At 61.8% G+C, this 26,951-nt stretch carries 23 protein-coding genes; 12 read left to right on the top strand and 11 right to left on the bottom strand.

What is annotated here, in order from left to right; genetic code table 11:
* Positions 1-48: 48 nt before the first annotated feature.
* Positions 49-7,098: an NEL-type E3 ubiquitin ligase domain-containing protein gene (locus AC0R79_RS04090; protein WP_474733315.1), complete on the bottom strand. Its 7,050-nt coding sequence runs from the start codon at positions 7,096-7,098 to the stop codon at positions 49-51.
* Between the two features lie 178 nt (positions 7,099-7,276).
* On the opposite strand from AC0R79_RS04090, the gene AC0R79_RS04085 reads away from it, so the two are divergent.
* Complete coding sequence (locus AC0R79_RS04085) at positions 7,277-8,404, top strand: sensor histidine kinase (protein ID WP_474733313.1); 1,128 nt, start codon at positions 7,277-7,279, stop codon at positions 8,402-8,404.
* A 4-nt stretch (positions 8,405-8,408) separates the two neighbouring features.
* On the opposite strand, the gene AC0R79_RS04080 is transcribed toward AC0R79_RS04085, so the two are convergent.
* Positions 8,409-8,714, bottom strand: coding sequence for a chaperone modulator CbpM (locus tag AC0R79_RS04080; RefSeq protein WP_007950609.1), 306 nt, complete (start codon positions 8,712-8,714; stop codon positions 8,409-8,411).
* Positions 8,715-8,737: 23 nt separating this feature from the next.
* Entirely contained in the window at positions 8,738-9,688 is a 951-nt protein-coding gene (locus AC0R79_RS04075; RefSeq protein ID WP_064600657.1) for a DnaJ C-terminal domain-containing protein, read from the bottom strand.
* Positions 9,689-9,981: 293 nt separating this feature from the next.
* Here AC0R79_RS04075 and AC0R79_RS04070 point away from each other — a divergent pair, with 293 nt between their 5' ends.
* Positions 9,982-11,256, top strand: a complete 1,275-nt coding sequence (locus tag AC0R79_RS04070) for an Hsp70 family protein (protein WP_127796776.1) — start codon at positions 9,982-9,984, stop codon at positions 11,254-11,256.
* A gap of 126 nt (positions 11,257-11,382) precedes the next feature.
* Here the strand turns inward: AC0R79_RS04070 and AC0R79_RS04065 are convergent, their stop codons facing one another.
* From AC0R79_RS04065 to AC0R79_RS04055, 3 genes are all read right to left on the bottom strand, one after another.
* Entirely contained in the window at positions 11,383-12,396 is a 1,014-nt protein-coding gene (locus tag AC0R79_RS04065) for an AI-2E family transporter (protein WP_007950612.1), read from the bottom strand.
* A gap of 98 nt (positions 12,397-12,494) precedes the next feature.
* The gene (locus tag AC0R79_RS04060; RefSeq protein ID WP_064379136.1) at positions 12,495-12,800 is read right to left on the bottom strand and encodes a PsiF family protein; all 306 of its coding nucleotides are present in this window, start codon (positions 12,798-12,800) and stop codon (positions 12,495-12,497) included.
* A gap of 63 nt (positions 12,801-12,863) precedes the next feature.
* Positions 12,864-13,658 (bottom strand): AraC family transcriptional regulator, encoded by a 795-nt coding sequence (locus AC0R79_RS04055; protein WP_039766731.1) that lies wholly within the window; start codon positions 13,656-13,658, stop codon positions 12,864-12,866.
* Positions 13,659-13,756: 98 nt separating this feature from the next.
* Here AC0R79_RS04055 and AC0R79_RS04050 point away from each other — a divergent pair, with 98 nt between their 5' ends.
* Positions 13,757-14,650 carry a DMT family transporter gene (locus AC0R79_RS04050; protein ID WP_273897073.1) on the top strand — a complete coding sequence of 298 codons (894 nt, stop codon included), beginning with the start codon at positions 13,757-13,759 and terminating at the stop codon, positions 14,648-14,650.
* On the opposite strand, the gene AC0R79_RS04045 is transcribed toward AC0R79_RS04050, so the two are convergent.
* From AC0R79_RS04045 to AC0R79_RS04035, 3 genes are all read right to left on the bottom strand, one after another.
* Positions 14,647-15,537 (bottom strand): esterase/lipase family protein, encoded by an 891-nt coding sequence (locus AC0R79_RS04045; RefSeq protein ID WP_474733306.1) that lies wholly within the window; start codon positions 15,535-15,537, stop codon positions 14,647-14,649. The two genes, AC0R79_RS04050 and AC0R79_RS04045, sit on opposite strands and share 4 nt — an antisense overlap.
* Before the next feature lie 91 nt (positions 15,538-15,628).
* Positions 15,629-15,934 (bottom strand): DMT family transporter, encoded by a 306-nt coding sequence (locus tag AC0R79_RS04040; RefSeq protein ID WP_011332220.1) that lies wholly within the window; start codon positions 15,932-15,934, stop codon positions 15,629-15,631.
* Positions 15,935-16,573, bottom strand: a complete 639-nt coding sequence (locus AC0R79_RS04035; protein ID WP_474733303.1) for an FMN-dependent NADH-azoreductase — start codon at positions 16,571-16,573, stop codon at positions 15,935-15,937. It abuts the gene before it with no gap.
* 119 nt (positions 16,574-16,692) lie between these two features.
* On the opposite strand from AC0R79_RS04035, the gene AC0R79_RS04030 reads away from it, so the two are divergent.
* On the top strand, positions 16,693-17,595 hold the full coding sequence (locus tag AC0R79_RS04030) for a LysR substrate-binding domain-containing protein (protein ID WP_474733301.1): 903 nt from the start codon (positions 16,693-16,695) through the stop codon (positions 17,593-17,595).
* Positions 17,596-17,693: 98 nt separating this feature from the next.
* The gene (locus AC0R79_RS04025) at positions 17,694-18,224 is read left to right on the top strand and encodes a ferritin-like domain-containing protein (RefSeq protein ID WP_064379129.1); all 531 of its coding nucleotides are present in this window, start codon (positions 17,694-17,696) and stop codon (positions 18,222-18,224) included.
* A gap of 63 nt (positions 18,225-18,287) precedes the next feature.
* Here the strand turns inward: AC0R79_RS04025 and AC0R79_RS04020 are convergent, their stop codons facing one another.
* Positions 18,288-20,363, bottom strand: coding sequence for an AsmA family protein (locus AC0R79_RS04020; RefSeq protein WP_474733299.1), 2,076 nt, complete (start codon positions 20,361-20,363; stop codon positions 18,288-18,290).
* A gap of 381 nt (positions 20,364-20,744) precedes the next feature.
* Here AC0R79_RS04020 and AC0R79_RS04015 point away from each other — a divergent pair, with 381 nt between their 5' ends.
* The 7 genes from AC0R79_RS04015 (at position 20,745) to AC0R79_RS03985 (ending at position 25,899) form a co-directional block, all read left to right on the top strand.
* Entirely contained in the window at positions 20,745-21,251 is a 507-nt protein-coding gene (locus tag AC0R79_RS04015; RefSeq protein WP_127796770.1) for a hypothetical protein, read from the top strand.
* A gap of 174 nt (positions 21,252-21,425) precedes the next feature.
* Positions 21,426-22,058, top strand: coding sequence for a TetR family transcriptional regulator (locus AC0R79_RS04010; protein ID WP_007950628.1), 633 nt, complete (start codon positions 21,426-21,428; stop codon positions 22,056-22,058).
* A gap of 204 nt (positions 22,059-22,262) precedes the next feature.
* Positions 22,263-22,763: an urease accessory protein UreE gene (gene ureE / locus AC0R79_RS04005; protein ID WP_007950631.1), complete on the top strand. Its 501-nt coding sequence runs from the start codon at positions 22,263-22,265 to the stop codon at positions 22,761-22,763.
* Positions 22,760-23,434 carry an urease accessory protein UreF gene (locus AC0R79_RS04000; RefSeq protein ID WP_474733295.1) on the top strand — a complete coding sequence of 225 codons (675 nt, stop codon included), beginning with the start codon at positions 22,760-22,762 and terminating at the stop codon, positions 23,432-23,434. Before ureE ends, AC0R79_RS04000 begins: the two co-directional genes overlap by 4 nt.
* Positions 23,435-23,456: 22 nt before the next feature.
* Positions 23,457-24,071 (top strand): urease accessory protein UreG, encoded by a 615-nt coding sequence (gene ureG, locus AC0R79_RS03995; RefSeq protein WP_008001031.1) that lies wholly within the window; start codon positions 23,457-23,459, stop codon positions 24,069-24,071.
* Between the two features lie 27 nt (positions 24,072-24,098).
* A complete protein-coding gene (locus tag AC0R79_RS03990) occupies positions 24,099-24,671 on the top strand; it encodes a HupE/UreJ family protein (protein ID WP_474733293.1) in 573 nt (190 codons plus the stop codon).
* Between the two features lie 100 nt (positions 24,672-24,771).
* Positions 24,772-25,899, top strand: a complete 1,128-nt coding sequence (locus AC0R79_RS03985) for an AGE family epimerase/isomerase (protein WP_375745156.1) — start codon at positions 24,772-24,774, stop codon at positions 25,897-25,899.
* A 30-nt stretch (positions 25,900-25,929) separates the two neighbouring features.
* Here AC0R79_RS03985 and AC0R79_RS03980 read toward each other — a convergent pair whose 3' ends face one another.
* The gene (locus AC0R79_RS03980) at positions 25,930-26,835 is read right to left on the bottom strand and encodes a cation diffusion facilitator family transporter (RefSeq protein WP_375745154.1); all 906 of its coding nucleotides are present in this window, start codon (positions 26,833-26,835) and stop codon (positions 25,930-25,932) included.
* Positions 26,836-26,951: the final 116 nt, after the last annotated feature.

The raw sequence follows: 26,951 nt of genomic DNA, 5'->3' as shown, positions 1-26,951 counted from the left end.
TCAGCGCCCCGGTCGTCGAGGCTTTCGACGACCGGGACTGCCGACACTTCAGCGGGTTGAAGTGTCCATCGAATAACGTGAAGAGCCAGGCTGCTCCTCGTCGAGAGTGACCGTCAGCGGTTCGCCTGTTTCCAGGTGCGACAGGGCAATCAGTTGCTGGTTGCGCTCGATACCGCGCTCGATCTCGAGCATCTGCACCGCCTCCTGGTACGCGGTGCTGGTCACGTCTTCATATTCATCCTCAAGTCGTTGCAGCTTTTCATCCGCGCTGCGCTTGAGTGCGCCGAGAGCATCCGGGTACTTCTCGGTCAGGTACTGCACCCAGTAATCGCGGCTGATCAGCTCTTCATAGAACCGCTCGCTTTTTTCCGCCGTCACGACGGCGTCACGCGCCGTCGCCAGCTCCTCGCCCCTGATGGGTCGGGCAAATCGCATGTGCCTTGGCTGCCCGGGCAGTTGCAGACCGTCTTCCCAACCTGAAGTCAGACCGATCCGATATTGCAATCGTACTTCCGCAGGATCGGCATGACGCCCCATGTTGCGGGCAGCAAGTTTTTCCACCTCGCCCAGGCGGAACAGCTGCCGCGACAATTCGAGCAGGGCGCGCCCCTTCGCCAAGAGGCCGGGTTGCAAATGTCGCAAGGCGTTGTACTCGAACACCTTGACCTCGATTTCACTGAGCGCCAGGGTGCGGCCATCGACGCATGTCGTGTGCGTGGTCGCCATGGAAAACAGTGTGTCGCGCAGCTCCTGACTGCCATCGGCCGCTTCGACGATTTCCCAGATGCGTCGTGTCAGATCGGCGCGAAACACCCGGAACTCCTCCGTATGCGGCATCTGCGAAAGCAGATGGAAGAAGGCGGCGTTATCGGGCTCGGCGGCCAACCGCTGCCACATCGCCCGACAGCGAGCGGCATCCTCATGAGGAATGTTTTCAATCCAGGGTGTGGCCTGGAGTTCAAGAACGCTTTCAGCAAGTGTCGGAACCACTTCATCCGGTTCTGCATCACTTTCGAAGCCCGCGCCATCACCGTCACTTTCGGTCGTACTGTCCATGTCATCGATCATCCGGTCGATGTCGGCATACGTCAGGCCCAGCACGTCGCCACGCCCATGGGTATCGGCGTAATCACGCAGCTGGATCAGACTTTGTTGCGACATTTCGTAGTTCTCCGACAGATTGCTGCCGGCTAGCAAACCGGCATGGTCGCTGTCGTACAACTCGACGGGAATCGACGAGATTTCATTGTTGCTCAGATCGATCGCTCGTAAACGGGGAGCTTGCAGCACCCCTTCCGGCCATGCCGTGAGCAGGTTGTCACGCAGGTTCAGCCGCTCCAGTCGCTCCAGTCGGGCGACGCTGAACGTGCGCAGGCCATTGTGGCTCAGGTCCAGCCGCCGCAGTTGCGGCAGGCCCGCCAGCGTTTGATCCAGCGCTGCGGAATCCACAAGCCCGGTGAATGACAGCTCCAGTCGCTCAATTTGCAGCATGTGCCCCACTGGCTCGGGAATTGCCAGCAAGTGATTGCCGCCGATGTTGAGCCTTCGCACCTGCGTGAACGCCCTGAGAAAGTCATTGGAACCCTCGGTAGTGAGCTTCACTCCCGAGAGGTTCAAGGTGCGCACCGCCGCGAACGTTTCTTCCAGTGCGGGCAGGTTGCCCACCTGCAGGCCGTCGAGATTCAGCTCTCGGTCAACCACGCCATTCCAGTCGACCGTGCCCTCACGCCAGCATTCGATGATCCGCTGTGCGGCGAGCTGACGAGTGCGCGATGACACGACCCAATCCATGCCCCGGGTTTCATGGGTGAACAACCAATCGTTCAGGCGTCGCGTCAGCGACTCGAACGTCTGCTCCCAAGCGTCGATTCGTGCACCGATCTCAACTTCGGTCAGCCCCGCGTCTTGCAGCCGTTCAATCGCCAGCTGCGCCTGAGCGCTGTCGTACTGCGAGCGCAGGCGCTGGATACGTGCAATCCACCCGGCCGGACCTTCGCCTGCCGACAGCGGCGGCAGCGGCAACAAACGTCGAGCGATCACCGAGCCACTTTCGACAGGCGGCGTGCGATGGCGCGGTTCTTCCAGCGCAAAGCGCTGCAACGATCCTGGCAGCAGGCCTCTGGCCTGTTCGATGCGCTGACGTGCGATGACCAGCAACAGGTTGGCCTGCTCGGTCAGCGGTGTTCCGACCAGGCTGGTATCGAGCAACAACGCGTCACGCGCCAGCAACGCCTCCGGCAGCGAGGTCAACTGACTGTTGCTGAGATCCAGCCAGGTCAGCTCCGGCAGAAACTCTGCCCCCACCGGCCATTCGCGCAGGCCCGTCGCGCTGAGATCCAGCGCCATCAGGCGATTCATCCCGCGCACGTCGATACTGCTCAGCGGATTGTCGTGCAGGTTCAGGGTTTCGAGTGCCGGCAGGGTATCTGCATCCAACGGCAATTCACTCAAGCCACAATGGCTCAGATCGAGGGTATCGATCCCGCGAAAGGTGCTGATGAAACCACGCAACTGCTCGACCGGTGCCTGTAATCCGGCCAGATGCAGACTTCTGACGTGGGTGAATCCTTCTGCCGAAAGCGTCGGCAGACTGTCCACCGGCGAGCCAAGAATATCCAGCACCGACGCATCGTTGGGCAAGCTGACGTACAGGTTGAAAAATATACTTTCGGTCCGCGCGCCGTAACGCTGGAACAATCCGCTGCGCCAACTGGCCTTCAGCGCATCGGCAACCGCCAAACGCGCGGTCCCGCCATTTTGAAGCGTCGGTTCGGCGCCGACCCACCCGTCCAGACGGTTGAGTTCACTGAACTGTTCACTCAAGGTTTCGATCGCCGCAAAGCGGCTGCCGACGTCAGCCCATTGCGCCTTGAAACCCGTACTCAAGACATCGAACAGGCTCGGCTCCATGCCGACAAAACGCTTGAGTTCGCCGCGGCAATAGTCCGCGACCATTTCGTCCAGATCGAGCAGATGCCGGGGCTGGTTACGGACAAATTCGTAGATCGGTTTGAACACCCGACGCGGGAACTTCGACCAGTCCAGTGACAGGCCGGACAACAGCCGCTGATGGCCCTCATAGATTTCCATCGGCAGGGTGTTGATTGCCGTTGATCGCAGGTTCAGGCGCTCCAGCCGTGGCAAATCCAGAACACCGTGTGGCCATTGGTGCATATGCGGACTGCCGATTTCCAGCCTGCGCAGTTGGCGCAGGCCGCCGACGTCGAGCGTCATGGGTACCACCGGATTCATGCCTCCAGAGGAACAGTGCAGCTCCAGCTCTTCGAGCCGGGTCAGCTCCCGAAGCCGTGTCGCCACTTGCCCGGTAATCGGAGTGGAGAGTTTCAGACGGGTCATGTGACGCAGGGTTTTCAAGGTCGCGAGCACTTTGTCGAATTCCGCAACGCGCGCGGTCAGTGCCAGTTTCTCGACATTGGGAAACGCCGCAAGCGTGTCGCCCACGACCGGAACGCGCAACGTCAGTTCGCGAACATGGGAGAAGTCCGCCGCCAATGACGGCAGTGGCGCGTCACTGATCAGCGTCAGGCGGGCCGCTCGCGGATCGTGTTCGGCCAACGGTGCATTGCGCCAACAGTCCTTGATGTTTTGCACCACGCTGACGAACTCGTCGCGGGCACTGCGCAGGCGCAGGTTCTGCGACATCATCCACTGATCGAGTGTTGTTTCCAGCTCCCGCCACTCGCTCAACCGGTTGTTGAGCAGATGAAAGATCTGTTGGTCGGTCTTGCCCAGCCGCCATTGCTCGAGAATGAAGCCGCGGGCCTGAACATCGGTCAGCCCCGGGTAGACGCTCTGGACATGACCGGTCAACGCCGGGTTCGGCCCCGGTCCATCGCCGCTGGCGGGATAACCGAGCAGTTTGGGGGCAATGCGTTGCGGCGGTTTGAACCATGGTTTTTCTGCCGCGCCCGCACGCAGAATCCGGGCCGACTGACTGCGCTCGGCGAGCGCTCGCTCAATGATCGCGTTTTGCAACTCGATGCTCTGCCCGACACTCGGAAAACCCAACGCATGACGTGCCGGATCGGGCAAGGCATGCATCAACGAGCTGAAAAAGTTATCACCCGTGTGGGGAATGCTATTGAGCGGCTCACCACGCTCATTGTCGGCTTGAAAGGCATCTCCATGCTTGACCAGATACTTGTGCGCAGAGGCCGTTTCGCTGCCGATGGCATCCAGCATCGGCCCGCTGATACTGCCCTCGCGGATTTCCAGACGCACGTCATCGGACCAGCCCGGCAGCCGACCCAATGTCTGCAACGCCAGATGACGACTGTCGGGCGAGGCCATCGTTTCACTGCGCAACCCGGCCAGAGCCCGGGTCAGGCGTCCCTGCTGGCGATACCAGCGACCGAGTTCCTGCAAATGCGACGGGACCTTCGCGGCGCTGTCCAGTCGCGCCAGCTCTTCGGCATCGGCCTGTCCCAATGCTGCCGTTGCCTCTCGCCCGGTCAACCCGGGGACGACTCGTTGCAGCTTCGCCGCCCGAGGGTCGACTGGATCGTTTGCCTTGAGAAGACGGTCGAACAACGCGGGCTGGTGCGCGCGGGCGTAGTCGGCAATTTGTCTGGAGAACTCCTGTGCCCTCGATGCGCGAACCCGTGCAGGCTCGCCACCCAGCAGACGCACTGTCTCTGCCTCATCCAGTGCCGCGAGTATCCGGGCCGGCAGCTCACCGTTCAGCACCTCGGCCCGGCTGATCCGGATCGGCGCCTTGCCGCCGCGTTTCGTCCCGTAACCGATTGCCCGCCCCGAGAAGTCCGGGCTGTCGAAGATCTGCAGCCTGCGCCCGAACGGCCAGCGCGGCATGTCGGGAAGCAGCGGCAACAGATGCATGAGTCGACTGTCGACTGCCTGTGTGCCGGCTGCCTGTTCGACGATCAATCCGGCATCGCGCTCGGCGTTGAACAGTTGCATGGCATCCGCCAGTTCCGGCGGCGGCAAGGCGTTGTCCAGGTGCATCTTGCGCAAGGCGTTGTCGCTGACATCGGCGACATCGGCCATCGTCAATAATTGCTCGTCAGAGAACGGGGCAGTGCGGTGGCCGATACGCCGCAACAGCGTCAACCGGTCCCAGACCTGCGGGCGTTCCAGGGTATATCGCCATGCGCCGGCGCCGTTGTGCGTCAAGGGTGGCTGATAGGCCTGCGGATCGCTCGGATGCTGGATGCGCCAGGCTTTGAGCGACTCGTCGTAAGTCTGCTGATAAGTCTTGCCATCGAGGCGTATGCAGGTTTTTTCTCCCGACTCGTACTGCCCCAGCGCATTCGGTACAGCATTCTCGTCCAGTGTGACCGGACTCTCGTAGCCACTCAGATCAGGCTTCCACAAGCGAGTCGTGCCGTCCGGCATTTCCACTTGGTGCAGGTTCTCGATGACCGGTGTCGATCGGGCGGCGGTCAGCCGGGCGAGCCCTTTGCCGGCGCCCGCCATCAAGGCAATCAACGCCAGATTCTGCGCGACATCGATCAGATGCGCCTTGGCGGCCTTGCGATCACCCTCGCTCCACTCGATGGCGCCTTCAAGGGTTTCTTCGAGCAGTTGCCCGGCCATCACCACCATCATCACTTCGCCCAGTACCGGCACGAACATCGAGACGCCCATCAGCACCAGCATCCCGATGTTCAACAATGTGGCGAGCTTCTCCGAGCGCACTTTGGCGTCGACATCCGCCGTGGGCACGGCGTGGCTGCGAGCATCGGCGATCAGCCGTTCGCGATGCTGCTCGAACTGGTAACCCCACAGATCGATGTTGTCCGACCAGATCCCGCCGCCCTTGCGCGACAGGTCAACCGGGTTCAGATACGGATCTGCGTTGGGCACCTGTTCGACCGGCGGCGCAGGCGGCAACTCGTGAATGCCGATCAGTGCCGCGTTGATTGGATTGAGTGCCTTGAAAAACTCATTGAGCAGCGGCTCGTAAGGAGCGAGTCTCTGCGAAAACGTGCGGTTCGGCGTGTCGTCGGTGAACTGGCCGAAGTAGCGCGGTCGGTCGGCATACGCGACGAACTGGCTGAAAAACCGCTGGTAGCTATTGGGGTCTGCAGGATGAGCCTGAGTCGCATCGGGAGCGGTGAACCGCTGCTTGAACATCGTCGCGATTTCCCGCCCCTTGTAGCGTTTGAGCGGGTGGTAGGGATCACCCGGGATGTACAGGATCGCGTCGTCGCTGTAGCGATACTTCTCGCAGATCGTGAACATTACACAGCCGGTCATGCGCCGGCCCATCAGGCCCAGATCACGGAACCAGATTTGCCGCTGGCCCTGACGCGGTGCCAGTTCGCCGTTGAGGATCGATCGAATCGAGGCGTAATCCTCACGGCCGATATCACCCTTGACCAACGCCAGTTCCGCAGCTGCACGCAAAGCGGTTTTATGGGCGTCGATGAATTTGTCGCGCAGCACGTGCTCGGCCACCGCGTCCCTGGGGTGCAGGAAATCCTTGAGGTAAGCCTGGTATTTCGCCCCGATGTCCAGCGAGCGGCACAGGCCGGTGAATTGCTCGACGGTCAAGGATGTGTTCAACGGCGCAAGCGTGCCGGGTGTCGAGGTTTCACTGCGAAATCCCGATGTTTCATGAAAAGCCCCGTTTTTGCATTCTCGGGCTTCGAAGTTGTGCAGCGACGCTTGCAACAAAGGCAGCTTCAGGACTTCGAAGAAATCGATATCGATGGCAAAAATCCCGATCTCCACCGGTTTGTTCAGCACCAGCCAGGTCTTGCTGACGTCCAGCGTCACGTTGAAACGGTCCTTGAGGGCCTTGGCCAGCAACGGCGCGGCGAAGCTGTCGATGTCCTGAAAGTTTGACATGGCCTTGTCCAGACGAGTCTGGGCGGCGAGGCTGGCGGTCAAGGCATCGCCCACGGCTTTGCGTTGTTCGCGCGATGCGCGCCTGTACCAGTCAGGTGCGGCGGGATCGGCACTGTTCAACCCTTCCCGCTGCCGAGCCGAGGCATTGATCAGCCAGTCCGGACTGGCTTTCTGAAGGAAATCGGCGTGCAGACTTTGCGTCGCGCGCGGAACTGGCGGGAGGGGGGCGTTATCGGGTGATGATCGGGTGACAGGGATTCCGGACATGGTTTCGCTCCTTGAAATGGAGCGAAAGCAGACCATGGCAAGCCTCTGTGGCTGCGGTAGATATGTATCGTGGCACGGCGGGTTGTCAGCGAAAATTTCAGCTCCAAGCGGCGCTTTCATTCCCGCGCAAAGGGGCTAATATTCGAACGCCCCGCCTTGAATTTCCAGGAACCCGGACATGCGTTTATCCGAATTCATCCGGCAACACGCGGATCACATCGTCGAGGAATGGGAACAGTTCGCCAGGACCATCACTCCGGCGGCCGACACCATGGATCGGGCAGCGTTGCGTGATCATGCCCGGGCGATCCTGCTGGCCGCCGCGCGCGACATGGACACCGCACAGACCGCCAGCGAACAAATCGCCAAGGCCAAGGGCGAAGGCCCGGAGAAAACCCCAAGCCTGGACGAGGCCGGCGCCAGCCATGGCGAGTTGCGGCATACCGTCGGGTTTGATCTGGTGCAGATGACATCGGAGTTCCGCCATTTGCGTGCCTGCGTGATCCGCCTCTGGGTCGGCAGTCTGGAATCCCCGGACATGGCGTATTTTCAGGACATGATCCGCTTCAACGAAGCCATTGATGAAGCCCTGGCCGAATCGACGGCCGCCTACGCCGAGCAGGTCAACCGCTCGCGGGACATTTTCCTCGCGATCCTCGGTCACGACCTGCGCGCGCCGCTGCAAGCGGTCAGCATGTCAACCGAATTGCTGATGCGCAAAACAGCGCTTGAAGGCGATGCGCTGACCTGTGCGCTGAACATCAAGCAAGGCGCGCGGCACATGGCGGCGATGGTCAGCGACCTGCTGGAACTGGTGCGCAGCCGCCTGGGCAGAAGCCTGCCGATCGAACCGGCACCGATGGACCTGGCCGACGCGGCGCGAGCAGCCATCGCCGAAGCCTGCGCCGGCAATCCGGAATGTGATCCGACATTGAAAACCGAGGGCGACACCCGCGGCGTCTGGGATGCCGGACGGATCGATCAATTGCTGCAAAATCTGATCGGCAATGCCTTGCAGCATGGTTCAGACCCGCGGGAAGTTCTGGTGACGCTGCGGGGCGATTCGGGAAGCGTTCACCTGAGCGTGCAAAACTACGGCAACCCCATCCCCGAAGAGGCCATCGGCACGATTTTCGATCCATTGGTGCGCAGTGCCGACGAAGAACTCGGCCAGCCGTCGACCAGCCTCGGTCTGGGCCTGTTCATCGTCAAGGAAGTGGTGACCGCCCACGGCGGGGCGATCGAAGTCAGTTCAAGCGAAGCCGACGGAACGCTGTTCAGCGTGACGCTGCCCAGACAGGTTTGAAGCGCTACTCGACCACCAGCCGCGCCAGACGCTGACGGAGCATGCGGTTCTCGGCCCGCAGCTCCTGCACTTCTTCCAGCAGGTCCAGCGCCAGGGCGACGCCTTCCCATTCCAGGTCAAGGTCGCGCCGCAGCTTGGCGGCGCGTTTGGCCAGGGCCAGTTCGTAGTCGGTGAAGCGCCATTCCCGGGGCTGCGCGCCCTGAGGTTCGAGGATGCCGTGCTCGACGATTTCGATCACGTAGACGTCCGACAGGTCGGCCGCCTCACAGAATTCTGCCATGTCCAGTTGAACGATCAGGGGGCTGCTCATGATGGGCTACTCCGTCGTCAGTATCAGAAGTTCTCTCGCGGATTGAAGGCGGCCTTCTTCGCCAGTTCCTGCCACAGCGCCTTGACGTCATCGCCGTTGGCTTTCGGCATCACGGCCTTCAGCTGGACGAACAGATAACCGCGTTCGCCGGCCTTGTTCTGCAAGCCATGGCCCTTGGCACGCATGCGCTGGCCGTTCTGGCTGCCGGCCGGGACCTTGAGGTTGATCTTGCCGGTGAGGGTCGGCACGGCCACTTCGGCGCCCAGCGCCAGCTCCCAGGGAGCGAGCGGCAGGGTGATGATCAGGTTTTCGCCTTCAACGTCGAATTTCGGGTGCGGCGCGAAACGGATGGTCAGGTACAGATCGCCATTGGCGCCGCCACCGATGCCCGGTGCGCCCTGGCCCTTGAGGCGAATACGCTCGCCGTCGGCCACGCCGGCCGGGATCTTCACGTTCAGGCTCTTGCTGGTGTTGCTGACGTGCTGGCCCGAACCGTTGTATTGCGGAACCTGGAAGCTGATCTTTTTCGATTCGTTCGAAAGCGTCTCTTCCAGAAAGATCGGCAGTTCCAGTTCCACGTCTTGCCCTCGCCGTCCGGCGCTGCGGGATTGCCGGCCAGCGCCGCCACCGAAACCGGGGCCGCGATTGCCGAAGATCGAACTGAAGAAGTCCGAAAAGTCGCCGGTGTCGCCACCGCCGCCGCCAAAGCCGCCACGGCTCTGCCAGCCAGGTGGGCCCTGAAACGGCTGGCCGTGCTGACCATAACGACGCAGTTCGTCGTATTCGGCGCGTTTGTCGGCACTTTTCAGCGCTTCATAGGCTTCCGAGGCGTCCTTGAACTTGGCCTCAGCGTCTTTTTCCTTGCTGACATCGGGGTGGTATTTGCGCGCCAGCTTGCGATAGGCAGCCTTGATTGCCTTGTCGTCAGCCGTCGGCTCCACGCCGAGTATCTTGTAATAGTCTTTGAAGTCCATCGAAGGAATCACCATCCGTTATCGATTTCGCGCCGATCCCAGCATGCGCCTATTCGCGCGTGCCGGGTTGACCGATCTCAAGTTTGTGACCGGGTGGCGCAGCAGAAGTTTATCGGCAGTGGACGGCGGTTCTTGCGACCGCCGGTATGTCTGCCGGCCCATGCCAGCAAGTTTGGGGCAAAGCGGCGAGTTTCAAGCAAGCTTAGTCGTGAAATAGCAGATGACCGGCCTTCGAATCTGTCGCGCACTGACATACACTGCGCGGCCGTTTTTTTGACCGGAACCGAAAGACCATGAAAGACGCCTCTCCAGCCCGTGCCTGCGGCATCGACTTCGGCACGTCCAACTCCACCGTCGGCTGGCTGCGCCCCGGCGTGGAAACGATGATCGCGCTGGAAGACGACAAGATCACCCTGCCGTCGGTGGTCTTCTTCAACATCGAGGAGCGCCGCCCGGTTTACGGTCGCCTGGCGCTGCACGAATACCTGGAAGGCTACGAAGGCCGGCTGATGCGCTCGCTCAAGAGCCTGCTCGGTTCCAAGCTGATCAAGCACGACACCAGCGTCCTCGGCACCGCGATGCCGTTCAAGGACTTGCTCGGGCTGTTCATCGGCCAGCTCAAGAGCCGCGCCGAAGCGGCCGCCGGTCGTGAGTTCGAGCAGGTGGTGCTGGGCCGTCCGGTGTTCTTCGTCGACGACGATCCGCTGGCCGACCAGGAAGCCGAAGACACCCTGGTGGAAGTGGCGCGCAAGCTCGGCTTCAAGGACGTTTCGTTCCAGTACGAGCCGATTGCCGCGGCCTTCGACTACGAGTCGACCATCGAAAAGGAAGAGCTGGTACTGATCGTCGACATCGGCGGTGGTACGTCGGACTTCTCGCTGGTGCGCCTGTCGCCCGAGCGTCGCGGTGTGGATAACCGTCACGATGACATTCTCGCCACCGGCGGCGTGCACATCGGCGGGACCGACTTCGACAAACAGTTGAGCCTGCAAGGCCTGATGCCGCTGTTCGGCTATGGCAGCCGCATGAAAAGCGGCGCGTTCATGCCGACCAGCCACCACATGAACCTGGCGACCTGGCACACCATCAACTCGGTGTACTCGCAGAAATCGACCCTGGCTCTGGGCAGCATGCGCTACGACATCGAGGACACCGGCGGCATCGACCGTCTGTTCAAACTGATCGAGCAGCGCGCCGGGCACTGGCTGGCGATGGAAGTGGAAGAAACCAAGATCCAGCTGACCCACAACGACAGCCGTCATGTGCCGCTGGATCGCATCGAGTCGGGCCTGAGCGTGGAACTGACCCGGGCGCTGTTCGAATCGGCCATCGAGTCGCAGCTCGAGCGCGTGCGCGGCAGCGTCACCCAGTTGCTGGCGGACGCCAATGTGGCGGTGGGTCAGGTTGATACGGTGTTCTTCACCGGTGGTTCGAGCGGTATTCCGGCACTGCGCAACAGCGTCTCGGCGATGCTGCCGAACGCGCGGCATGTGGAAGGGAATATCTTTGGCAGCATTGGTAGCGGTCTGGCGATTGAAGCCATGAAACGCTATGGCTCGGTGAACTGACACCGCACGAAGATCGTTCCCACGCTCTGCGTGGGAATGCAGCCCGGGACGCTCTGCGTCCCAAAGCGGACGCAGAGCGTCCATTGAGGCATTCCCACGCAGAGCGTGGGAACGATCAAGCCTGGATCAAACCATCCCGCCCAGCTTCAACTCACTCTTCAGATACGCGTAATAGATCGGCCCCGCCACCACCCCCGGCAGGCCGAACGCGGCCTCGAACACCAGCATTGCCAGCAGCAACTCCCAGGACTTGGCACTGATCTGCCCGCCGACGATGCGCGCGTTGAGAAAGTATTCCAGCTTGTGGATAAAGATCAGATAACCCAGCGCCGCAATCGCCACCCAGATCGACAGCGACAGGCCGACGATGGTGATCAGCGTGTTCGACATCAGATTGCCGATCACCGGCAGCAGACCGAGCAGGAACGTCAGCACGATCAGGGTCTTGGTCAGCGGCAGCTTGATCCCGAACATCGGCAGGATCACCGCCAGGAAAATCCCGGTGAAGAAGGTGTTGAGCAGGGAAATCTTGATCTGCGCGAACACGATGTTGCGAAACGCCTGAACCAGCAAGTGCAGACGGTCGAACAGCGCGGCCGCCAGCGGCTTGCGCTTGGTGACGTCCGGCACGCGCTGCAAGGCGATGATCGCGCCCAGCACCATGCCGATCAGCAGCGTCACGAACATGTGCGCCGCGTCCTTGCCCACCAGTTGCAGGTCGGACAGGTGTTTGCTCGCCCATTCACCGATGGCCACACGGAACTCGGCGGCACTGGCCGGCAGGTAGCTGTCGAGAAACGGCGGCAGTTGCCCGCGCGCGCGGTCGACCACGCCCATGAATTTATCGAGGGAAGCCCCGGGGTTTTCCGCCTCGTGCAGCAGGAAACTGATGGCCCCGGCAAAGATCAGCGCCAGCACACTCACCACCAGCGTGCCCAGCAGCGCCACCGCCAGCCAGCGCGCGCGCCGGCCTTCGATCAGACGTTGTAGTTGCGGGGTGAGCATGTTGACCAGTTCGAACACCAGCAACCCAGCCAGCAGACTGGGCAGCAGACGCAATGGCAACACCAGCAACAGACCGCCGAAAATGATGATGCAACTGACCCAGAACACTACATGACGCTCAGAAAACGTTGGCATACAGCCTCAAAACGAACGGCGTAAAAGGATTGGCAGTCTGCCAGCGATCCGGCGCCGAAGCGAGCGGATGCCCTGCCGCTCGCTGCGATCTGTCGATCTTATTTTTTCTTCAGACAATCACTCATGAACGTCTTGCGCGCATCACCCGTCAGCGCCTTGGTCTTGGCATCGGCATTACAGGTTTTCATCTTTTCCTGCTGCGGGGTCAGGGCCTTGGCGTCGTTGGCCGCCGGGGCTGCCTTGAGGCAGGTGCTCATGAAGGCTTTGCGCTCGTCGCCCTTGAGGCTCTTGGCCGTGGCGTCGGCGTTGCAGGTGGTCATCTTGTTCTGTTGCGCCGTGGCGGCGAAACCCTGGGAGCACAGCAGCAGACCGATCATCAACAAAGGGACACGCAGCATCTTCATGGAGTTTTCTCCTTGGCGCCGCCTCGATGGAGGTGGCCTCTGCTGGAGTGTAGTCAAAGCTTGTTACACCTTCCTAGCCTCAAGATGGCTGCGCCGATACTGCTCCGGGGTACATCCAGCCTGCCGGGCAAACATGGCGATGAAGGCCGAGCCGCTGCTGTAGCCGAGATCGAAAGCGATCTCCTGCACGCTGCGCGCCGACTCCAGCGCCTCGATGGCCGCGAGATAACGCAGCCGCTGGCGCCACTCGCCGAAACTCATCCCTAGCTCCCGCACGAATTGCCGGGCCAGGGTACGCTCGCTGACATGCACCTGCGCCGCCCAGTGCGCCAGCGGCTGGTTGTTGCCGGGCTCGGCCTGCAGGGTTTCGAGGATGGTCAGCAATCCGGGGCTGCTGGCGTAGGGCAGATAGCATTGGTGAACCGGCGCCTGGCGCAATTGATCCACCAGCACCTGGGCCAGACGCTGGTCGGCTTCGAACGCGGGGATCTTCACATCACGAGCGGCGAAGTCCTTGAGAATCGCCTTGAGAATGTCGCTGATCGCCAGGGTGCAGGCCTGCGCCGGCAAATCGGAACAGACATCCGGCGCCAGGCACACCGCCCGATAGTTGACCGGTTGATGGCTGTAGAAACTGTGCTCCACCTGCGGCGGCACCCACACCGCGTACTGCGGCGGCGACATGAAACGGCTGCCGTCGACATCCATGTGCAACACGCCGTGGGCCGCGTATTCCAGCGTGCCCCACGGATGGCGGTGCGGTGCGGCGTATTCATGGGCGTTGAAGTCGGCATAGCGGAAATACACCGCCGACGGCAGTTCGCTGAAGTCCAGCAGATCGATATGTTTACTGTTCATGCTGTCCGGAATCAGGGGCGGGTTGTCCGGTTCGCAGTATAGGCCTGCATCCAGACAGGGGATAATCACCATTCATCAACGTACTGGTTTCTCCTCCCATGCAATACGCGTTTCCCCTGCTGGCGATTTTCATCTGGGCCGGCAACACCGTGATCAACAAACTCGCGGTCGGTGCAATCTTCCCCGCCGAGATCGGCTTCTACCGCTGGCTGCTCGCCGGCCTGCTGTTCACGCCGTTCATGCTCAAAAAAGTAATTGCGCACTGGCCGCAGATCCGCCCGAACCTTGGCAAAATTTTCATCCTCGGCGTACTCGGCATGGCGGTCTATCAGAGCCTGGCCTACTTCGCCGCGACCATGACCAGCGCCACCAACATGGGCATCATCCTCTCGCTGATGCCGTTGATGTCGCTGGCCATGGCGATCATCAGCCTCGGCCAGCGCCTGACCGCCGGCGCGCTGGTCGGTGCGGTGCTGTCATTCGCCGGCGTGCTGGTGGTGGTGTCGTCCGGCAGCCTCGGCGCACTGCTGCAACACGGGGTGAACCTGGGTGACGCGATGATGCTGATCGCCACCCTCGCCTACGCGATCTACAGCACCCTGCTGAAAAAATGGCAGCTACGCCTGCCGCCGCTGGTGTTGCTGTATTTGCAGGTGCTGGTGGCGGTGGTGGTGCTATTTCCGCTGTACGCGGCTTCACCGAAAACCGGCCTGACCCTGCAGAACATTCCGCTGGTGCTGTACGCGTGCCTGCTGGCCTCGATGCTCGCGCCGCTGGCCTGGATGCAGGCCGTACAGCGCCTTGGCCCGAGCCGGACCACGCTGTTCTTCAACCTGCTGCCGTTGATCACGGCGCTGATTGCAGCGGTGGTGTTGAAGGAACAACTGGCGATGTATCACCTGGTCGGTGGCTTGCTGACGCTGGGCGGGGTGATTCTTTCCGAGCGCTGGACCACCGTCCTCGGTCGCTCCCGCACTCCGAGCGCCGCCTAGACCCCGGCGGCTTTCAACCGCGCCGCATGCTCGACGAACAGCCGCACCGGGTCCGCGCCTTTGCCGACCAGTCCCAGCGACTGGTTGACGATGTCGAAGTGATCCATCGGGTAGTCATCGCCGATGACCGTGCCCAGGTGCGAGCTGTAGCGTCCGACCATGCCGTCGCACTGCCCCGGCTCGCGCACGAAGGTTTTGGCGAACAACCGGCAACTGCGGTTGGTGCCGTCGAACAGGTTGCCACCGCGATCGGTCTTGCCCGGTTGCAAGGTGCCGGACCACGAGTAATAACGCACGCCGTTGACCTCTTCCGGCCCCTGCCCGCCCCAGGTATCAGGCAAGCCCTGTGGATAACGCTGATTGAACAGGGCCACGCCTTCGGTGGTCAGGGAATGGTGCGAGGCGTGAATATCCACCGGCAGTTTCGGCCCGTGGTAACCGGTTTCCAGCAGCGCCATCAGCCAGCCGATAAAACGCAACAGCGCTTCCAGAATGCGGCCCTTGGCGCTGTCCGCCGGATAGTGTTTCGCCAGATAGTCGGCCAGTTCCGAACCGTGATTGGGCCCGGCCACCGATGTGACTGAAGCCACCAGATCCGGTCGCTTGGCCGCCGCATAACGCGCCGTCAGCGAGCCCTGGCTATGGCCGAACAGATTGACCTTGGCCGCACCGGTCTCACGCAGGATTTCATCGATGCGCGTCAGCAACTGCTCGCCGCGCACTTCGGTGGAATTGAGCGGCGACACCTGCACCGCGATCACCGTTGCACCACCCCGGCGCAACGCCTTGATGATCCCGTACCAGTACGGGTACAGCACCAGACGGATGAAACCGAGCATTCCCGGCACCAGCACCAGTGGATAACGTGTGGCCGAATCTTGCGACATGGGCAAACATCCTTGTGGTCGGTGAGTGGATGCTGGGCGTGCAAAACGCCCGCCAAGCATCCTCCTCGATGATGACAACTCCACGACCAGCCTACTTCAGCCCCACCACCCCCGCCACAATCAGCCCCACCGACAACAACTTCACCAGCGTCAGGCTCTCGCCCAGCAGCGCGAAACCGAGAAACACCGTGCCGAGCGAGCCGATGGCGGTCCAGATCGGATAGGCGATGCTCACCGGCAACTCGCGCATCGCCAGGGTCAGGAAGTACACCCCGCCCACCGCCGCAACCACGGTAATCAGCGACGGCCAGAGCCGGGTGAAACCTTCGGCGTACTTCATGCCCATGGCGAAGGTGACCTCGAACCCGGCCGCGATCAGCAGAAACAGCCAGGCCACCTAGAACTCCCGGGCCAGGTTGAGCAAGCGCTGCTCGGCCTCGGCCACCGACACCGCAAAGGTGCGCTCGGCGGATTCCTCGCCCTCGGCGGCGACCACCGTGACATCGTTGATGCCGATGAAGCCCAGCGCGGTGCGCAACCATGGGTCAGCGTGGTTCAACGCCTCCAGCTCACCACCCGGGCCGAATCCGAAACCTCCGCGACTAGTGACGATCAGCGCCTTCTTGCCGTGCAACAGCGGCGTGTACTGGGCAATGCCGTTGTCCAGCGTATGGTCGAACGTCAGGCCCAACCGCACGATCTGATCGACCCAGGCCTTGAGGCCGCTGGGCACGTTGAAGTTGTACATCGGCGTGGAAATCAGCAGCAGGTCGTGATCGAACAACTCGCCCACCAGCTGATCGCTGAGCGCCAGATCGGCCTGCATCGTCAACGGACGCGCTTCGGGCTCCGGGTAAAACGCCGCTGCGACAAACGCTTCATTCACCGCCGGAATCAACGTACGCCCAACCTCGCGGCGGGTAACCTGAGTCTGTGGATAACGGACTTGCCAGGCGCTGAGAAAGCTCTCCGCCAAGCGCCGCGAATGGGAACGCTCACCACGAGGGCTGGCATGGATCGCAAGAATCTTGCTCATCTGAATCTCCTTGGGACTAGACTTGAGTGACGGTGTGGCGCCAGATTGCTGCCATTCAGTCATTGCCTCAAATGAGCAAAAATCAGTCGGGATGAACTGATTTCATCCGTGGAGTTTTCATGTTTGCTGCCTTGCCCCTGACCGCCCTGCGCGCGTTCGAATCAGCCTCACGCCTGTTGAGCTTCAAGGCGGCCGCCGAAGAACTGGCGGTGACGCCGACGGCGATTTCCCATCAGATCCGCTCGCTGGAGGACTGGCTCGGCGTGGCGCTGTTCGAACGCCTGCCGCGTCAGGTGCGCCTGACCGAGGGCGGCGAGCGGCTATTTCGCAGCCTGCATGGGGCATTTCTGGAGGTGGCGCAAAGCGTCGACACCCTGCGCCCGAAACGCAGCGGCAGCAGCCTGACGCTGTCGACCACCGCCGCGTTCGCCGCGCTGTGGCTTGTGCCGCGACTCGGGCGGTTTTACGCGAAGCATCCGAACATCAATGTGCGACTTGACACCCATTGCGAAGTCATCGACCTGCATCAGGACGCCAGCGTCGATCTGGTGCTGCGCTACAGCCTCGACGATTACCCGAACCTCTACGGGTTGTGCCTGTTCGACGAATCGTTCGGCGTGTACGGCTCGCCGGAACAAGTGGCGCTGGCCGCCCGCCGCACCCCGGCGCTGATCAGCGTGCGCTGGCACAACTCAAAGCTCTACGCCCACGGCTGGGAGGCATGGTGCGCGCAGTCAGGCGAGAACTGGCTGAATCAGCATCCGGCCGTCCGCGAATACGACGAAGAGCATTACGCCCTGCAAGCGGCCATTGCCGGACAGGGGCTGGTGCTGGCGAGCAATATTCTGGTGTCGGAGAGCGTCGCCAGCGGTCTGCTGGTGCCGTACAAAGGTGAAGTGCAGGTCGACGGCGCCGGTTACAGCGCGCTGTGCGTGCCGGGCCGCGAGCGGCATCCACCGGTGAAAGCGTTTTTTGCCTGGCTGCGCGAAGAGGCGCTGCTTTCCGGGCATGTCCCGCGCTGAATCCGACAAAACTTTTTGCAGCGTTCATCACTCACAACCTGGTAACGATCACGTCAGCAGAACGTGACGCCAATCGGATTAGCCTCCAGGAGACTGAAATGAGTGACCTGCATTTGTCTGATGTTCAAACCCTGCGCGAGCGCGCACGCCAGCACGTGGAAAACGGCGCAGTGACCGAAAGCTACAGCGCCAACCGTGAAGAAGTGCTGCGCCTGCTCAACGAATCGCTGGCCACTGAACTGGTCTGCGTCTTGCGCTACAAGCGCCACTACTTCATGGCCAACGGCCTGAAAGCCAACGTCGCCGCCGACGAGTTCCTCGAGCACGCCACTCAGGAAGCCGAACACGCCGACCGTCTGGCCGAGCGCATCGTGCAACTGGGCGGCGAGCCCGAGTTCAACCCTGACCTGCTGTCGAAGATGTCCCACGCGCAATACGTGGCCGGCAACACCTTGAAGGAAATGGTTTACGAAGACCTGGTGGCCGAACGGATCGCCATCGACAGCTACCGCGAGATCATCCAGTACATCGGCGAAAAGGATCCGACCACGCGGCGGATCTTCGAAGACATCCTGGCTCAGGAAGAAGAGCATGCGGATGACATGGCCGATATCCTGAAAGACCTCTAATCCCCGCTCCCCCGCTGACCGATCGTTCCCACGCTCTGCGTGGGAACGATCGGGTTGCAGCGATTACTTGGTGGGTTTGACGGTCACCGGTGCCTTGCCCGCCTTCATCTGCTCCAGCAACGGCGCGCACTGGTTCGGCTCGCCACCACTCGGCGCCACCAACGCCAGCAGTCCCGCCGCCGGTGCAGCGATCACGCCCAATGCCACCATCCCTGCCCCGCGCAACATTAGCGGCACTGCTTTCACCCCGGCATCCGGCTTGATGAATTTGCCACGCACGTACAGCGGCGAACGCAGGGAAATCAAACGCCAGCCTTTGGATTCCGGCGTCACCGTCAGATCCAGTTGCTCGGTGGCCATGTTCGCCGTGCCGTCGATGTAGATGATTGCGTTCTCGGTATCGAACACAAACAGCCGCGTACTCGCCAGGCCGGTCTTGATGTCGAAGTCCGCCGCCGCGCAGTTGATCTTCACTTCCTTGTCGCCAAAGATCTTGCCGACCACGTAGTTGCCGACGTTGAGCCCTGCCAGCTCCATCAACTCGCGACTGATCGCGCCGTCGTTGATCAGCATTTTCAGATTGCCGTTGGCGCCGCCCAGCAGTTTGGCCACCGAGTTGCCGCGACCGGCAATATCAGCATCGCCGTTGAGCTCGCCGAAACTGGTCTTCATCGGTTCGAAGGTCGGGAACAGCTGTTTGAGCTTGAACTTGCGCGCGGTCAATTTGGCCCGGCCTTCCAGCGGCTCGGTGCGCCCGTTGAGGCGAATCTGCGCGTCGAGGTTGCCACCGGCCACGCCGAAACGCAGCGGCTCCAGGCTTAGTTCGCCGTCGTTGAGTTTCAGGTGGGTATAGAGGTCGGTGAACGGCAGTTCCTCGCTGTGGACGATGCGTTTGCCGGTGAATTCGACGTCGGCGTCCATGTCGCGCCAGCGCTCGGTCTTGAACTCTTCCACCGGCAACACCTTGTCCGCCGGCTGCTTGCTTTCGCCGCCACGGGCCTTCTGCTTGGCATTGGAGTCGGCACCGATCAGCGGCGCGAGGTCGGCGAATAGCAGTTGATTGGACAGCAGCGCGCCACTCAGCTTGGGCCGTGGCTGGCTGGCGACGTAGGCCAGATCGCCATGAATGTCGCTGCTGCCGATCTTGCCGTTGAACTGTTCATAGCGGAATTGCGCGCCGCCCGGCTCATGCAGCTTGGCGATCAAATGGCCGTCGGTGGCATAAGGCGGGGTGTCCGGCAGGGTCACGCCGGTCAGCGGATACAGATTGCCGAGGCTGGCGCCCGCCAGTTTCAGGCGCAGATCGAGCGCACCGAGATTCAGCGGATCGGTCAGGGTGCCGGCGAGTTCGACGCTGGTATCGCCGATCTTCGCCTGGGCTTGCAACGGGAACGGTTTGCTCGCGTCCTGCAGGGCCAGCAAGCCGCCGATCTTGCCCTGGCCGGCGAGTTTCTGGCCGTGGTACTGGCCGGTGACTTTCAGGCCGAAGGCGTAATCCTGCGGTGCGCCGTCCTTGTCCTGTGCGGTTTTCGCGGCTTTGTCGCCGACGATGTCGCTGAACGGAATCGGCTTGCCCAGCGGATCGATCAGCAGGTCGAGGTTGGTCTTGAGGGTCTGGTCATCCAGGGTGACGTGGCCCTTGTCGAAGCCAATGGCGCCGATGTCGACCACCCAGTTCGACGGCTCGGCATTCGGATCCTTGGGATCGAACTTGAAGGTCCAGTTGGCGCGGCCGTCGGCCAAACGTTGCAATTGTGCATTGGGTTCGGTCAGGTCGATCCGTGGAATCGTCACCCGTTGCGCCAGCAAGGCCAGCGGCGAAATGCGCAACTCGACCCGTTTAAGGGTGACCATCTGCGGCTGCTTCGACCAGTCCGGATTGCCCAGCGTCAGGTCTTCGGCTACCACGTGCGGCCACGGCACCCAGGCGCGCCAGCCGCCCTCGTCGAGTTCACGCCGCCAGACCACCGACAGGTTGCCGTTAATGGCGAACGGTCGATGCAATTCTTCCGAGACTTTGGCGTTGAGCGGCGGTTTGATCCGGTTCCAGTCGAAGAACACGATGATCAACACCAGCACTGCCAGAAGCAGCACGAGGGTGGCGAAGGTCCAGGCGAAGATTTTACGCGTGCGCGTCATGCACAAAGCTCCTGAAGACGACTGCATCCATTGGCACGACGCAGCTGAAACGGCGGGCCGTGATGGCCCTCATGAAATATGTGACTGACAAACAGCCCGCAGGTTTAATCCAAAGCCCCCTCGAGGGGGAAAAACGGTCGCCATTCTGACCGATCGGTCGAGTTGGCGTTACCGGGCCCGCACTTTTGCGGAGCGCGAGTGGGTGGAAAATACCCACCGCAGTGCAAAACGGCCCGTCTGAAACGCCCGAGCTAGAGCCTCCCAAGCGAACAATCAATTCTGTTGATTATTACCATTGTGTTTATGAACTTTTATATCGACTTATCGAGAGTAGCATTGCCCTCGTACCCACTTTATCGCCCTCCCAAGGAGCAACCCATCATGAAACGCCAACTTCTGTTCAGTCTTACCCTCTCGATGCTGGCCAGCACCGCTTTCGCCCTGCCAGCTGCCGAACAGGCTACCCCGCAAGTGAAATCCAGCCACTCGGTGTTCAGCCAGACTGTTGCCGCTGATGGCTCGGACCGCACTCCACAAGGCCAGACCCTGGCTGAAAACGGTCGCAACCGTCTGGAAGAAAAAGGTCTGGTTCAAGATGGCTATGACAAAACCCCACAAGGTCAAACCGTAGCTGAAGGCGGCCGTGATCGTCTGGAAGAGAAAGGTCTGGTTCAAGACGGTTCGGATCGCACTCCACAAGGTCAAACCCTGGCATCTGACGGTGGCGACCGTACCCCACAAGGCCAGACTCTGGCTTCTGACGGCGGCGACCGTACCCCACAAGGTCAAACCCTGGCTGCTGACGGCTACGACAAAACCCCACAAGGTCAAACGCTGGCCGAAGGTGGTGGTGACCGCGTGATCGAACGCAACAGCGCTTTGAGCTAAGCCCATGGCGGCCTGGAAAAAAAGCCCAATCCCCGGATTGGGCTTTTGACTTTTCAGCAGCCGGTATAAAGAAGTCGCGATTTCCCTGCTCCATCTCCCCCGCTGCCGTTCGACGCCGACAAAGCCGATTTGCTAGAGTGCGGCGCTTGTCTTGCCTAAGAACACACCCTTGCGATGCTGCCCCGCGCCGAACAGAAACAACAGACCCGCAACGCCCTGATGGACGCTGCCCGCCACTTGATGGAAAGCGGCCGAGGATTCGGCAGCCTGAGCCTGCGTGAAGTGACGAAAACCGCCGGCATCGTGCCCACCGGTTTCTACCGGCATTTCGCTGATATGGACGAACTCGGCCTGGTACTGGTCAGCGAAGTCGGCCAGACCTTCCGCGAAACCATCCGCCTGGTCCGCCACAACGAATTCGTCATGGGCGGCATCATCGATGCGTCGGTGCGGATCTTCCTCGACGTGGTCAGCGCCAACCGTTCGCAATTCCTGTTTCTGGCCCGCGAGCAGTACGGCGGATCGTTGCCGGTGCGTCAGGCCATTGGCCGTTTGCGTGAGGACATCAGCTCCGACCTGGCGGCGGATCTGGCGTTGATGCCCAAGCTCCAGCACCTCAATCGCGAAGGCCTGAGCGTGATGGCCGATCTGATCGTCAAATCGGTGTTCGCCACCCTGCCGGACATCATCGATCCGCCCGCCGAAGCCCTGCCCGAACATTTGACGCCACAGGCGAAGATCACCCAGCAGCTGCGCTTCATCTTTATCGGGTTGAAGCACTGGCAAGGGCTCGGCAGTACCGAGTGAGAAAGCAAAAAATCGCAGCCCGAAGCTGCGATTTTTTTTGCGCCGCAAATTGGTGCATGTAAAAAACTTCATGCACCAAAACACCCCACAATCCTGCAACATCTTGAAACATCCACTAGGCTCCGACAGGGTTTTCCTACGCCTCGTCCGGTTGGCAAGCCCCTTGCTCTAGCCTGAGCATTGTCCACTGCTGGAAGCTTTCCGATGCTGGTGATTCATCGCAGAATCGACCCCCAACCCGTCTGGGCCGCCGAGTTGCACCTGACCTTCGAAGCCCGGAGCAAAAGCCGCCTGCGCTGTTTCAGTGCCGAAGGTGAAGACGTCGGACTGTTTCTGGAGCGCGGCCAGCCGCCGCTGTACGACGGCGAGTGCCTGCAAGCCGAAGATGGCCGGATCGTCCGGGTCTGCGCCCGTCCAGAACAACTGCTGCACGTCACCTGCGCCAACGCCTTCGAACTGACCCGCGCCGCCTATCACCTGGGCAATCGCCACGTCGCGCTACAAGTCGGTGACGGCTGGTTGCGGCTGCTCGACGATTACGTGCTCAAGGCGATGCTCGAACAGCTCGGCGCCGCCGTGGAATCGATCGAAGCGCCGTTCCAGCCGGAACACGGCGCCTACGGTGGCGGCCATCACCACTCGCGGCACGGTGACGAAGACTTCAACTACGCGCCGAAACTCCATCAGTTCGGCGTCCGTTTGTGAACCCGGCCTGGGCGCTGCTGCGCCTGGCCAGTCCGCAATTGCCGATTGGCGGCTACAGCTATTCCCAGGGCCTGGAAATGGCTGTGGATAACGGCCGCGTCGACAGCCCGGACAGCGCCCGCCGCTGGATCAGCGATCAATTGCTACTCAACCTCGCGCGGTTCGAAGCGCCCATGCTGCTCGCCCATTGCCAGGCCGGCGCGGACGAACACTGGGATGAATTGCGCAAGCTCTGCGAAAGTCACCGCGCCAGCCGCGAAACCCGCGAACTGCATCTGGAAAGCCGGCAGATGGGCTACTCGTTGCAGCAATTGCTCAACGGTTTGCCCGAGCTCGATCAGCCCGCGCGGGACTTTCTCGAACACTGCGCCGAACCGCACCTGGCCCTGTGCTGGGCCTTGGCGGCTCGCGCCTGGCAGATCAGCCCGCAGGACGCACTCGCCGCGTGGCTGTGGAGCTGGCTGGAAAACCAGCTCGCGGTGCTGATGAAAACCCTGCCGCTGGGCCAGCAAGCCGCCCAGCGCCTGACCAGCGAACTGCTGCCGCTGCTGCAACAGGCGCAGCAGGACGCCACCCGAATCAATCCCGAACACCTCGGCAGCGCCGCGTTCGGTCTGTCCCTGGCGTGCATGGCCCATGAGCGCCAGTACAGCCGCCTGTTCCGTTCCTAGGGCCTTTTATCTGGAGAATCACATGAACACACAACCCCTGCGCGTCGGCATCGGCGGCCCGGTCGGTTCCGGCAAGACCGCGTTGACCCTGGCCCTGTGCCTGGCGCTGCGCGAGCGCTACAACCTGGCGGTGGTGACTAACGACATCTACACCCGCGAAGACGCCGACTTTCTGGTGCGCAACGAAGCGCTGGCACCGGAACGCATCATCGGCGTGGAAACCGGCGGCTGCCCGCACACCGCCATTCGTGAGGACGCCTCGATCAACCTCGAAGCGGTGGATCAACTGAACCGCCGCTTTCCGGGGCTGGACCTGATTCTGGTGGAGTCCGGTGGCGACAATCTTTCCGCGACCTTCAGCCCGGAACTGTCCGACCTGACCATCTACGTGATCGACGTTTCAGCCGGCGACAAGCTGCCGCGCAAGGGCGGGCCCGGCATTTGCAAATCCGACCTGCTGGTAATCAACAAGATCGACCTCGCGCCGCTGGTCGGCGCCTCGCTGGAGATGATGAACAGCGACACCCAACGCATGCGCAACGGCAAGCCGTTCGTGTTCAGCAACCAGAAAACCGGTCAGGGCCTGGAAGAAATCATTGCCTTCATCGAACGCCAGGGCCTGCTGACCGCAGCCTGATTCACTGATCAACAAGGAAGCTTATCCATGACACTCAAACGCATTCTCGGCGCCGTCGCGCTGCTGCTGACTCCAGCCCTGGCCTTCGCCCACCCCGGTCACGGCGACTCTGGCCTGGTGGCCGGCATCAGCCACCCGATCGGCGGTCTTGACCATTTGCTGGCGATGGTGGCCGTCGGTCTGTGGGCCGCGCAGCAGCAAGGCGCCGCACGCTGGGCGCTGCCCTGCACCTTCGTCGGCACCATGCTGATCGGCGGCCTGCTCGGCTTTGAAGGGCTGGAGCTGCCGGCGCTGGAAAGCGGGATTGCCGCCTCGGTGCTGGCGCTGGGTCTGGCGGTGGCGCTGGCGGTGCGTCCGCCACTGGTGATGGCGGTGGCGGCGACGGCGCTGTTTGCGCTGTTCCATGGCGTGGCCCATGGCCTGGAGCTGCCGGACATGTCGAGCCCTTGGGCGTATGCCGCCGGTTTCGTGGTTGCAACGGCTGCGCTGCATGCGGCGGGTTATGCGGTGGTTCGTCTTCTGCCTCAGGCTGCTGCGCCGCTGGTACGACTGGCCGGAGCGGCTTCGGCAGTGACGGGCGCGTGGTTGCTGGCCGGCTGAATGGCACCTCTGATCGTTCCCGCGCATGGCGCGGGAACGATCGATCGCCACTCTCTGCTACCATGTCGCGCAATCGCCCCTGCCGTGACGACGTCCGCCCATGCCCCACGCTTCCCGCTCCACCTCCCTGCCTGAATTGACCACCCTGTTCGGTGAAGTGCAACAGCACTTTCTGAACGTGATCGTGCCCCTCTGGCAAGGACCGGGCTGGAACGCCGACATGGCGTTGCCTTACGAGGCGCTGGACGCCGCGCATCAGCCGCTGCCACCGCAGCGCTACCGGGCAATGGCCTGCGCACGGCAGCTTTACCTGTTTTCCAGCCTGATCGGGGTTGTGGATAACGCCGAAGTCCGCGCTGCTGCGCTGTTCCGTTCCCTGCAACGGCACTTCCACGATGCAGAGCACGGCGGCTGGTTCTACAGCATCGATCCGCAGGGCAAACCGCTGGATCAGCGCAAGGACCTCTACACCCACGCCTTTATCCTGTTCGCCTGCGCCCACTATTGGGACAAGTCTCGCGAACCGCTGGTGGAATCGACGCTCAACGCCGCGCTGGAAGTGATCGGCCGACGATTCGCAACGGGCGACGGCCTCTACGAAGCCTGCCTCGACCGCGACTGGATCACGCTGGAAACCGGCCCGCTGCAAAACCCGCTGATGCACCTGGCCGAAGCCTTCCTGGCCACGTTGGCCGTGCGCGAAGATCCCCAGACCCGGCAGGCGCTGAACGAGTTATGCACAGCCATGCACAAGCGCTTCATCGCACCGCAACAGGGCGTGTTGATGGAAAAGCCGCTGGGGGCTGTGGATAACTGGTTTGAGCCGGGGCATCAGTTCGAATGGTATTTCCTGCTCGAATCCTCGCCGCTACTGCGCGGGTCGAAGCTGCACGCGGCACTGGATCGTGCGTTTGCCTTCACCGAACAACAGGGCGTCGAGGCCGACACCGGTGCGGTGCTGGCCATGCTTGATCCGCAAGGACACGGGAAGGATTCGACCCAACGCATCTGGGCCCAGGCCGAATACCTGCGGGCCCTGACCTTGCGTCCGGGCAGTGAAAGCGCGGTGCTGCGCCAGTTGCAGGCGCTGCAACAGCGCTTCCTGCATGCCGGCGGCTGGCACGAATGCCGTGACGATCAGGGCGAGGTCAGCCGCAAGGACATGCCGTCGACCACGCCGTATCACCTGGCGACCTGCTATCGCGGCATCGCCGACTATCTGAGCTGACGTCGTGGCGAGCCCGCGCGCTCGCCCAAGTCAGGCAATCCACTTCCGGTCGCCAGTGAAGCTGATGGTCAGCCAGCGCGCCGCGTCCGGTTTGCCCAGCTTCGCGGAAATCTCCTCACGCAGCACATCCAGCTGGCCGACGCTCTGCAGCCGGTAATCCGCCGGCAACACCACATGAATCTCGATGAACCGCGCCCGCCCGTGTTTCTGCACATAGGACACGTAATCGTCGAAACCATGCTCGACCTTCGCGGCGTCCATCACCTGGCGCACCTGATCGTCCAGCGTGTCCGGCGCAATGCCGAGCACGTCCCGCAGCGCCGGGCCGAGGATCTTGAACGCCGGCGGCAGCATGGTCAGAGCCAGCACGATGAGAATCAGCGGGTCGACGAACTTCGCCCACTCGCCATAACCCTGGGACTTGAGCAGCAACGCCGCGAGGAAACTGATCAACAGGCCCACCGACAACATCGCGTCCACCAGCCAGCTGATGTTGTCGAACTGGATCAGGCTCGACTTGAGCTTGCGATTGCGGTGCCGGACGTAGAAGAAGTAGGCGAACTCGACAACGGTGAACACCGCCGCGTAGATGATCACCAGCCCCAGTTCGATCTCACGACCGCCGTTGATGATGCCGAACACACCGTTGAGAAACGCGTAGATCGCGATCAGTAGCAGGAAACTGCCCTCGATCAAAAGCACCATCGGCTCCAGATGCCAGAAACCGAACTGGAAGCGCTGGTTGCTTTGCTTGGCGATCAGCTTCGCGGTGATCAGCATCAGGACTTTGATGAAGGTTGCGATCAGCGAAAAAAAGCCATCGAACAGGATGGACTGGGAACCCGAAACAAAACCGGTGGCGATCCCGGCGATCGACACGGCCAACATCAGGATGGTCGATTGTTTGAGCAGCGACTGCTCACCTCGGTTACTCACTTTGACTCCTCGAAAAACCTTGAAAACCGCTGGGTGCGGTGGGGTCGTTGAGGAGTGAGTCTACCTTACTGCCAGAATTTGGCCGATTTGCCCTCTTCGCCAGCAGACTGGCGAAG

The sequence above is a fragment of the Pseudomonas sp. HD57-3 genome (assembly GCF_056113135.1).
This window is presented reverse-complemented; position numbering and strand designations above follow the sequence as displayed.